The organism is Nonomuraea sp. NPDC003560, from assembly GCF_042878785.1.
Lineage (GTDB): Bacteria > Actinomycetota > Actinomycetes > Streptosporangiales > Streptosporangiaceae > Nonomuraea.
This window is the reverse complement of sequence record NZ_JBIAOF010000012.1, coordinates 377,367-387,917: the sequence shown is the minus strand read 5'-3', so window position 1 is coordinate 387,917 and position 10,551 is coordinate 377,367. Positions and strand designations below refer to the sequence as shown.

Below are 10,551 nucleotides of genomic sequence, written 5' to 3'. Positions count from 1 at the left end.
GCGGTGCCGATGCCGAGCTTGGTCGCGACCGCGTTGATCGTGGCCCACTCGGTCGGGTAATCCGGCCGTACTTCGGCGACCATCCGCACCGCTCGGCGGCGCAGCTCGGCGGGGTAGGGAGACTTACCTGGCATGGACTCGATCCTCTCAAGAGAGAGAGTCTCCACCGAACCCGGGGCGATTCACGATCAACCGTAGAGCGCCGGTGTCCCCCGTGGACGGCCGGACACAACGCGAAGAGGCCCGTCACCGCGTTTCCCCTGGTGACGGGCCTCTTCCCGCTGGTTTGGCAGGTGCAAGGTTCGAACTTGCGTAGGCTGAGCCGACGGTTACAGTCCCGTCGCAAGCACGCGCTGACCTGGTCATGGACTCATGTGGAGCTCAATCTGGCCGCGCATTGGCCGTGATCAAGCTTCAGGCCGGATCTGAGCAAGGCAAGGACAGAAGTTGGGACCTGCTCAAGACCGCGGATAGTGCCGTTCCCCGATCACTTGAGCTGCCAGGATTGCACGCGCGTGAAGGTCGCGCCCTGAGAAATCGAAGTAGGGTGCCAGGGCCGCGCTCACAACGCGATGGGGCGATAGCTGAGGGCGGCTTCAACAATGTCCTCAGCTGTGGCGTCCTGTAGTTCCTCCGGCGGCCAGAAGAGCAGATTGCTGACGCGTGGATGGAGCACATTGGCCTGCAGCAGGCGTAGGTAGTAGTCCGAGTCCGGGCCGGCCGCCGTGATTCTGCGGACGATTTCGGCGAGTTCTTCCCGGGTGACGTCCGACAGCTTGAGCCGCTCCGGGCGGGCGGCATCCCGGGCGAGTTCCTCCCGATCCTGCGATTCCCAGTACGCGGCGAAATCGGACGGCTCGTAGCTTCGCCCAGTCTGCATGTTGAACGCGGCGACGGCCTCGCGTGCCTCCATCAGCCTGCCGGCTTCTATGAGTTCCGCGATCTGGTCGATCTCGCTGCCCAGCTGCTCCTGGCGCTCTGGGGAGACGGGCGGGGGAAGCAGCTCCGGTCGTAGCTCCATACCAGGCATTCTGCCTTCCCACCATGTCCCGAGGGATCGACTAGGGTTCGCCCCCTCCCCCACTGCTCAGTGTGTCAAGGCCGACGGCCTGGCGCGCTCTCCATTGAATAAGCTCGGATGCGTCGCTCTACGCCGAGAACATGAGGGAGCCCACCTAATTGGTGATTATCAATCAGGAGACGTCGTTCGACGAGGCAGAGGTGTTCGAGCTCTACGACTCGGTCGGCTGGGCCCCGTGGACTCGCGACGTCGCCCGGGTGTGCCGGAGCCTGGCCAACTCGCACCTCGTCATCACCGCCAGGGACGAGTCGGGCCGCTTGCTGGGCCTGGCACGGACGGTGTCCGATGACGAGATCGTCTGCTATGTGCAGGAACTGCTGGTCAACGCCCGACACCACGGCGAGGGCGTCGGTCGTCGGCTGCTGGAGCATCTCAAGGACCGGTACGCGCATTGCCGCTACTTCGTCCTCACCACCGACCACGAATCCACCCTGGAAGGCGCCGCCAACCACGCCTTCTACCGCCGCCTGGGCCTGATCGAGCACCACGAGCAGGGCTTGTCGGCCTTCGGCCTGCGGGTGCGCGACCCGCGGAGCCTCTAGGGCGTGTCCCGTGATCTTTGTTGGCGGTTTGGTGTAGATCATCCGTGTGGATGATGAACGGCTGAAGCGTCATGATCTGACGGATGAGGAGTGGGCGCGGCTGGCGCCGCTGTTGCCGGCGCAGAACGTGCATGGTGCCAGGTGGAGCGATCACCGGACGGTGATTAACGGGGTGTTCTTCCGGACCCGAGCGAGCTGCGCCTGGCGGGACCTGCCGCCGTGTTACGGCAAGTGGAAGACGGTCTACAACCGGCATCGCCGCTGGTCACTGGACGGGACGTGGGAACAGATCCTGGACGGGCTGCGCGCCGGGTGCGACGAAGCAGAGGGCCAGGACTGGACGGTCAGCGTCGATTCCACGATCGTGCGGGCGCACCAACATGCGGCCGGGGCGCGTCGAGCCCCGGCCGTCGACATCACTCAAAAGGGGCCGGTAAAGATCACGAGCGGGTGACGAAAGGCGGTCGGGAAGCGCTCGGACGGTCCCGGGGCGGCCTGACAACGAAGATCCATCTGGTCGCCGACCGGCGGTGCCGTCCGATCGCCCGGCTCACCTCGCCTGGCCAGCACGCCGACTGCCCGAAGTTCCTCGTGCTGATGGAGTCCATCCGCATCCGCCGCCGCGGCGTGGGCCGTCCTCGCAAGAGGCCGGCCCGTGCCCTGGCCGACAAGGCCTATTCCTCCCGCGCCAACCGGCGCTACCTGCGGCGACGCGGCATTAAGGCCGTCATTCCGGTCAAGAAGGACCAGGCCGCCCACCGCGTCAACCGCGGCTCCAAAGGCGGCCGGCCACCGGTCTTTGACCGCGATGCCTACAAGGAACGCAACACCGTCGAGCGCTGCGTCAACAAGCTGCATCAGCACCGTGCCGTCGCTACCCGCTACGACAAGCGAGAACGCATCTACCAGGGCACCATCGACGTCGCTTCGATCCGCATCTGGCTCCGCCATCCCGTCACATGATCACGGGCTACTGTCTCGCTAGGGGAGGCGGGCCAGCAGGTGGGCGTCGAGGAAGCCCCGTTCGGAGGCCGGGTCGTGGAGCAGCCGGGCGAACGGGACGAGCCCGGCCCCGGCCAGCAACTCGGCGAACCGGTCCACCGGCCAGCTATAGGCGGGCGTCACCTTGTGGTCGAAGCGGACCGGCTCCGATTCGTCGGTCGCGAAGAACGAGACCAGGAGCATGCCCCCTGGCGCCAGGACACGCACCTGCTCGGCGAGCAGCGCGGGCAATTCCCCAGGAGGGGTGTGGATCATCGAGTAGTGGGCCAGCACCCCGCCGAGCGCGCCGTCCTCGACCGGCAGGGCCTCCATCCGCGCCTCGTCAAACCGCAGCGCCGGATGGGCCCGCCGGGCGTAGTCGACCATGCCCGGGGAGAGGTCGAGCCCGAAAGCGTCCAGCCCCAGGTCGTGCAGCATGGCCGTCAGATGTCCAGGCCCGCACCCGACGTCGGCTGCCCGCAGATTCCCCGTCTCGCGCACCAGCTCGGCGAAGGTACCGATCATGTTCCGCGAGAACGGCTGCGTCTCCAACCGATTAGCGAACATCGACGCATACAGCTCGACGACCCCTTCGTAGGCCGCCCTGGTCTGGTCCCGGTGCTCCATCATGGGAAGGGAAGCTAGCACCCGCGCACGTCCGCAGCTCCTCCGAGCCCGTGCCGACCCCCGCACCTGAGACCGACCGTCCCGTCACATGATCACGGGACAGGCCCTAGGAGCTGTTTGAAGTTCGGATCTAGATGAGGAGCGGTGGCGGCCTGCCGTGACTGGTAGAACTCGGATGTGGCGCGCTTTGATGTGACCGATGCCGAGTGGGCCTTGATCGAGCCGCAGTTGCCGGTGGCGGCGACCGGGCCGCTGCCGCGGCGGGCGCGCGACCAGTTCAACGGGATCTTGTGGCGGTTTCGTACCGGGTCCAGTTGGCGTGACGTCCCGGAACGCTATGGGCCGTGGTCGACTGTCTACTCCCGGTTCAGCTCCTGGGCCAAAGCCGGCGTGTTCCAGGGGCTGATGGACGCGCTGATCGCCGAGGCCGCATCGCGAGGACAGGTAGGGCTGGAACTGGTGAGTGTGGACTCCACGATCGTGCGGGCGCATCAGGACTCGGCCGGGCTGGCGGTCGCCGGAGAAACCCTGGATGCGCTGGAGCAGGCACTGACCGAGGAAAAGGGGGCTCCACTCCCGGAGCAGCCGCCGGTGCTGCGGGTGACGCGCCGCCGGCCCCACCCGATGCCGGCGCACCACAGGCGGACGATCGCGCGACCGTCCGGCGACGCCGTGAGGCTCGGTCGGAGGCGGCCGCGCTCGGCCGGTCCCGGGGCGGGCTGAGCAGCAAGATCCATGCCGTGGCCGACAGCGCGGGGTTGCCGCTGGTCTTCGTGCTCACGCCTGAGCAGGCCGCCGACTGCCCGCAGTTCACCACCGTCCTGGACAAGATCCGCGTGGCCGGGCCAGTGGGTCGTCCCCGGACTCGCCCTGCCGCGGTGGCCGCGGACAGGGCCTACTCCTCCAAGGCCAACCGGGCCTATCTGCGTCGCCGTGGGATCAGCGCGGTCATCCCGGAGAAGAGTGACCAGCAGGCCAACCGGAAGAAGAAGGGGTCGGCCGGTGGGCGGCCCATCGCCTTCGATCCGAAGCGCTACCGGCAGCGCAACGCCGTTGAACGCTGCTTCCAGAAGATCAAGACCTGGCGTGGCCTGGCGACCCGCTACGACAAAACCTCGGAAAGTTACGAGGCCGGGCTCTACCTCCGAGGCTCGATCATGTGGTTAAGACTCCTCACCTCAACCACATGATCCGAACTTCGAACAGTTCCTAGCGGCTCAGACACAGGCAGCAACCAACGTCGTCCAGTGAGCTGTGCTGAGGAACGAAGCACGGCTCGTCGATCGCCCCAGCCATCTACGGTGGCCCGCCAGGCAGTGGCGATCGTAGGGCTGCATCTGTGTGGCGGCGCGGCAACCCCGGCCGGTGGGGTTCGGTTTGTACGGCGGGGCCGGCGTGCGGTGGCCGGCCCGGTGTCCCGCCGCCGTCCGGGACCGGCCCCCAGGCCGCACGCCCGGACGGCACGCGAGCGGAGGGCCGGGGGTACGGCGGCGCGCCGCGCCGCCGCTTGACGGCCTATACCGAGGTCTGGCAGGAGGCCCGCGCCCTCGCGCTCACACCCGCCCAGATCGCCTCGCCACTCGCCCGCCGACCGTACGACCTGCGGCACGCTGCCGTCTCCCTCTGGCTCAACGGCGGCGTACCGGCCCAGATGTGGCAGCCCGCGCCGACCACGGGGTGGATGTCCTGCTACGCGTTCACGCCAAGTGCATCGACGGCCAAGAGGACGTCGTCAACCAGCGGATAGCGGACGTACTGACCGTATGAGATCACAAATGGCACCGCTCGAAAGGCTCCGGCTTCCCCCGGGGCCTTTCGACGTTGGAGGGCGGCAGCATCCCGCACACATCCCGGTCGGGGGCGCCCACCTGGGGAAACGCGCCGTGATCCATCCCACGCATATCCCGTGACCAGCGACAAACGACCGCTCAGAGATGCCTACGGCTGCATACCCCTGAAACGCAGAAGAGGCCCCGAAGGGCCTCTGACCTGCAGCTACTGCTGGTGGCAGGTGCAAGGTTCGAACTTGCGTAGGCTGAGCCGACGGTTTTACAGCTCGTGACCGTTATGGCGGGCGCATGGTTTCCTACCTGGGGCGGAGCGATCCCGGCGCTCCCCCGCCTTCATGATCATTGCACGTATATTGCATGGCTCCCAGAGACCGCGCTGTGCGTACGCTGCCTTCGTGGATAGAGAGACGCTCGTTCAACTCCTCGACAGCTTAGGAGGGGAAGCAGGTCATGCGTGCCGTCGGGCGCTCGCGGCTGGAGCCTGCTTCGAGATAGGGCCAGACCCGGTCGAGGCGCTTCAACTGACCAGGACTTACCAGCGTCGCGCACGTCTTACCCGTCGGCTAGAGATCCCATCCCTCGGGTTCGAGGAGGCGGTCGCACAGCTCAGCTCCTGCGGCTTGCAGCACCTCATCCTGGGCATCGTCAGAAGCACAGAGCCCGCCTACCACTTTCAGCTCTTTCTAGCTCCCGACGCATCAAGCGTGGTTGCATGCATTGGCATCAGCCGACGGGCCCGCAAGCCTCACCACCCCTGACGGAGATCACCCCAGAGCTGGAGGCCGCGCGCCGGCGACATAGTTGTACGGTGGCCGCCATGGACGCGTCATATGCCGCTGATGCGCGCAGAATCTGGCAGACCCATGTGCCACGCCGAGGTCAGGCGGAAACCGTCCAAGGCGAACTGTTGCGTGCAGTGGAGAAGCTCAGAGACGAGGCGCAGCGCAACGGCATTATCAACTGGGACGAGCACCATGAACGTCTCCTGGCCTACCTGCGCCAGACGCTCACCAGCTCAGGGCTGTTCACCGAGCAGACCTCGGCGGAATTGGCCATGGACTTGGATCGCCTGGCCGACTTCGAACACCCCCTCACCAATGACGCCCCCTTCGACCGCATCACGTACCGCATCGTGGACTGGTGCCGCGCCCAGCCCGAGCCGGTTCGACATGAGCACGATCCGCATCTGAAGCGATAAGCGTCGTCTCGCCAGATCGGCAGAGATCAGCCACATTCTCCGGTGATCCAGGGTGAGGAACGAACCCTGGATCGTCGATCGCCCCCAAGCACCTGTGGCGGCCAGCCAGGCAGTGGCGATCGTAGGGCTGCATCTGTGCGGCGGCGTGGCAACCCCGGTCGGTGCGTTCGGTTGGTAAGGCGGGGCCGGCGTGCGGTGCCCGGCCCGGTGTCCCGCCGCCGTCGGGACCGGCCCCCAGGCCGCACGCCCGGACGGCGGGCGGGCGGAGGGCCGGGGGTACGGCGGCGCGCCGCGCCGCCGCTTGATAGCCATAAGACCAACTCGGCAACGCTCATCCATTGATGCCACCACTTTGCGAATTAGCATCAGCAGTGTTCCTTCACAACCGGGCAACAGCAGCAGCCTTGAACGAGTAGCTAGGAGGACGATTTAATCAACCTGGTCAGTAGCACCGTCGGGGCGAGGCGTAGAAGCATCTATCTGCTTGCCGACGACCGGCCCATAAAACGTACTCCCCCTGAAATCAATGTGGTCCCCAGAGTATGCGGAGCCAGCTGTCCTATCGCTGCTGGGCTCCAACTTGGCCACAATGACCTCGTATGAAGGGCGCGACGCACCTGCTTCGGCATACCTAACTCTCGCCCTCACGAGAGATGCTCTCAGAGCAAGTCTGTTTGGGTACCGAGCTGCCAAATTTCCTAAGCTAGCCACAGCCTCAGCCGTACATCTGCCCGCGACAGCATTGGCTACTCCATCTCGCCATTTAGCTGCTTCGATTTCAGGTCGATTCCAACTAGCTCCTGATTCGAGGACTACGTCGTCATGCGGAAAGAGCGAATCAAGCCAAAGATAGAAACTTTCCAGCTGGTTGACTGTTAACGACGCTTCAAGGTGACGCCTGGCGTCGCTGACCGCACAAGACTCTGCCAGGTCACGCCCAAAACTCGGATTAGAGGATACGACGCCCTTGATGCGCTCCCATCCCGTTGATGCATCCGACCACAGCAGGACACGCGCAACCACAACGGCTAGGCCCCAGTCCGAAAGCTGGTCGACCTCAAGGTAAGCGAGAACAATCTCGGCGGCCGAACTGACGAATGTGCCGCCATAGCTTGCGAGAACGCCAAGGATGTCTGACAGTACACGAAACGCCGATGCGCAAGCTTCAGATGTATCAGGCACTTCTAGCCGGCCATCATGCTCACGACCGTGGGAGCAACAACACCCAAGGCTAGTCTTCTCGCCGATGAGGACGCTAGCAAGCAGGGCTTGAATCAGTTCACATGCGAGACATTCCATTGTCGCGAAGAGTTCGGCCGACCATGCGGGATTGAGTAACTGCACGTCCCAAGTCTGTTCTCCTCGAGAGATCTCACCACGAATCAGCTTGCCCGCATCGCGCGAGAATTCAAGTGGCGCCTTTAGCGCGGCTTCCTTTAATAGAGAGACTTTTATACTGTCGCCCGAATCTCCAGGACTGGTTAGACGAACACCAAGGACAGCAGCAGTCCATCGTCCCCACACCGCCTCAGGGACTGCCTCAAGCATACTTTCTCTACAAAGAAGGCCGAGCGCAAGATAGCCAGCCCAGGCTCGCTTGTCCTGAATTGGCTGCCCCAACCATGTACTACCATGATCGTTTTCACGCTCGAGATAGAGCGAAGCGCTAGCTATAACATCGGCGCGATCAACGACGTCGAAAATTACACTCCCAGGCCATGACAGGAAGTCATCATCGAAACACTCCTTTCCTTCTCCTGTCTCTGGATCAATCTGCAGCTGCCATAACAGGCGCCAAAAGCTATCAGTGTCCCCTCTTTTAGCCTCTTCGAGCCTCTTGCGCAGAGTGAGGACAAAGCTTGCCGACTCCGGCCACTCAGGACGCCGGCTCGACTCGTAGTTGAGTCGCCACGCGTTTGCTAGGTCGCCATCTATATCTATCCCCTGATAGAACCACTCGATGTGCGGCCACACCGGATTCTGCTGGTGACCGTATGCTAGCTCAAACAGATGCCGATCTTCTCCATTGAACAGATGCGACGCAATACGCCCGTAGAGGTCCGCCACCTCCGCATCACCCGCGGCTACGGCTTCAGCAGCCTGACTGATGGCCCACTCAAAGTCAGATGAGTCCGCCAGACATGATCGCCCCAATACATCGACACCTGGATTTCTCCACGACAGCATTGGATCTTTCGCCCACTCATTAATTATGAGCCACGCCATATGCTGCTTGTTATCTTCAAGGCCAGCACTCCCTCGAACGAGAGCGTCCATCAAGGCGTGCCGAAGCTGAACGCCCTTTGCGCCTTCAAAGCCTTCAGAAGACTCCTCCAGCACCCACGGCATATGCATCCGCTCGTACTGTCGAAACCTTCGAATGATTATAGCTGCGATCGAAGGCATATATTCATCCACGTTTCGCGCCATCAGCGCGCGGTTTATAGTCGAGTCCAAGAGCTGCTCTGCGAAACTACCACGTGAGAACATTTCGGCGTTAACACGCTTGCTGCGTTGCTTCTGGACATCCCCAAGCTCGTCATCCGTGGGGGAAAGCCTTACGGATCTGGAAATCGGCTCTCCCTCATAGACTCCACGCAACCAATGTATGACCTCGAGAGTATCGCCATCAGAGCAAGAGTCGGCCATCGTACGAAGGAAGCGAGAATACATTCCTACCATGTGCTCGTTCTGAGGAAAGGCTATCCAGTCGAGCAGACTGTGTACGTCCACGTAACCCGGCCACAGTAGAGAAAGAGCCGTCCCGCGGAGTTCGTCGTTCGGATCAACGCGGGAAGCGTATTCGGTATCATTCAATTCAGTCATAAGCTGCCGGAGCGCCGAAGCGCATGCATCCGGAGCGCTAGCGAATGCTGCAGTAATTGCTAGCCGTCGTTCCGGATAGGGCCACCTATCATCTCCGACAATATTCAGCAGCGATGTGGCTAGCTCGGCGTCGGGGCATTCCTGCGCAAGGCGTAGGGCAACTCGAACACGAGCGTGCTGCTCCCAGTCAGCGACTAGATTGTCCGGATCTATTTCGAAGGCAGCAGCCAGCTGCTGTGCTAGACGAGGGTGCCTGAGATTCCAGTGCCTATAATGCCAAGACGTATCACTAAGCTCGACATCGCCTGCCCGCTCCAGCAATCGAGACACAATCAACTCGCGAATCCGGTCGGATTGCACGAGGGCACTGTGAACAACAAGGCTCTCGGCATCTGCCGAGGCCAGCCATGCGGTGGCATCTGGATCAAGCGCGACTATCCATGCTGCGGTCTCTCGTAGAGGTGTAGGAATTATGTAGTTTTCATCATCTGGAGATTTGACCAGAAACAATGAAGCTAGGCAATCTCCGTCTAGCTTACGCTTGGCAATATAATCGGCGGCAAGGAATGCCGAAATTGAGGAGTGCCTAAACAGTACACGCGAGTCGCCATAGGTAGTGAATAGCCCAGTGCGAAGCAGCTCTTTGACAATGCTCTCTGTTACAGCAAAAGACTGTCCGGGGGCCGTTTCCTCATACCCTCCTGCTATTGTAGCCAGATCTAAGTCCAGATCGTGCTTTCTGCTAATGCCTATTGGCCCCCGCCACAAGGTACGTCGGCCAGCCAACAGCATGCGCGCCGCAATACGCCCGGCTACCATGAGCTGCTGTGCAGGAGAGGCAGTTATATCTACTGCCCTCGCAAGGCTGTGTTCTTGTACTAGAAGCCTGGTTCCTTGTTCAAAGAGTTCACGAGGCGTGCCAGTCAAGATGCCGTTATCTTTATATAAAGCAACCAGCAGTTCCAGAGTCAGTGGAACACTTGCCAACGCGCCGGCTTGCGCAGCTATTGCTGCCTCAACCAAGCTCTCTCCGTCGACGTCTGCGCTATTAGCGAGTGCAATTGCATCTGTCCGGGCTAGGGGTGCAAGGTCCGCCAATGGACAGGTACCAAAATGCTTGAGCAAAACTTCACTCAAGTTGTGTGGATAATCAGCAGTTCGACATGCGATCAGTAATCGGATGCTTGTCGGATCTACGCCTCTGAGTGACCGATTCAACCGTTCGGGCAACTGGCGCGACATTGGACTTTCATCCAGCTGGTCTATTACGACCGTTAGGCGGCCTGCCTGTGTGTCCGAAGCTGCAGCCCTCAAACTGTCGGATTGGCCAGCGAACGCCGCCAGAAAGCGGCCAAGAAAATACTCATACGAGTATTCAGTCAGATCGTAGCCGTTGACCCAGAGGTGATGGTCTTCTGAATATGGCCCGACTTCTTCAGCGAGGGGCAACTCGTGAAGCAGGTTGCGCAGGACAGTAGTCTTTCCGCCGCCGGGCTCTCCCAATAG

6 protein-coding genes and 2 pseudogenes are annotated in these 10,551 nt (G+C 62.2%); 4 read left to right on the top strand and 4 right to left on the bottom strand.

Translation table 11 applies throughout. The features are described from left to right. Window positions 1-134, bottom strand: a pseudogene (locus ACFYUV_RS39565) (IS3 family transposase); the annotation flags it as partial. Between the two features lie 428 nt (window positions 135-562). Continuing rightward, complete coding sequence (locus tag ACFYUV_RS39560; protein WP_387678337.1) at window positions 563-1,021, bottom strand: hypothetical protein; 459 nt, start codon at window positions 1,019-1,021, stop codon at window positions 563-565. A 161-nt stretch (window positions 1,022-1,182) separates the two neighbouring features. Between ACFYUV_RS39560 and ACFYUV_RS39555 the strand changes: the two genes are divergently transcribed. Together ACFYUV_RS39555 and ACFYUV_RS39550 are read left to right on the top strand one after the other, a co-directional pair. Continuing rightward, window positions 1,183-1,623: a GNAT family N-acetyltransferase gene (locus ACFYUV_RS39555; RefSeq protein ID WP_387678334.1), complete on the top strand. Its 441-nt coding sequence runs from the start codon at window positions 1,183-1,185 to the stop codon at window positions 1,621-1,623. A gap of 61 nt (window positions 1,624-1,684) precedes the next feature. Further along, a protein-coding gene (locus ACFYUV_RS39550; RefSeq protein WP_387678357.1) for an IS5 family transposase occupies window positions 1,685-2,586 on the top strand; the annotation gives its coding sequence in 2 pieces (ribosomal slippage) (window positions 1,685-2,032 and window positions 2,035-2,586; 900 coding nt in all). Between the two features lie 18 nt (window positions 2,587-2,604). Here the strand turns inward: ACFYUV_RS39550 and ACFYUV_RS39545 are convergent. After that, window positions 2,605-3,234, bottom strand: coding sequence for a class I SAM-dependent methyltransferase (locus ACFYUV_RS39545; RefSeq protein ID WP_387678332.1), 630 nt, complete (start codon window positions 3,232-3,234; stop codon window positions 2,605-2,607). A 174-nt stretch (window positions 3,235-3,408) separates the two neighbouring features. Here ACFYUV_RS39545 and ACFYUV_RS39540 point away from each other — a divergent pair. Both ACFYUV_RS39540 and ACFYUV_RS39535 read left to right on the top strand, forming a co-directional pair. Continuing rightward, window positions 3,409-4,421, top strand: a pseudogene (locus tag ACFYUV_RS39540) (IS5 family transposase). A gap of 1,408 nt (window positions 4,422-5,829) precedes the next feature. Beyond that, the gene (locus tag ACFYUV_RS39535) at window positions 5,830-6,219 is read left to right on the top strand and encodes a hypothetical protein (RefSeq protein WP_387678329.1); all 390 of its coding nucleotides are present in this window, start codon (window positions 5,830-5,832) and stop codon (window positions 6,217-6,219) included. A gap of 429 nt (window positions 6,220-6,648) precedes the next feature. Here ACFYUV_RS39535 and ACFYUV_RS39530 read toward each other — a convergent pair whose 3' ends face one another. Continuing rightward, on the bottom strand, window positions 6,649-10,494 hold the full coding sequence (locus tag ACFYUV_RS39530) for a hypothetical protein (RefSeq protein ID WP_387678326.1): 3,846 nt from the start codon (window positions 10,492-10,494) through the stop codon (window positions 6,649-6,651). Window positions 10,495-10,551 lie beyond the last annotated feature (57 nt).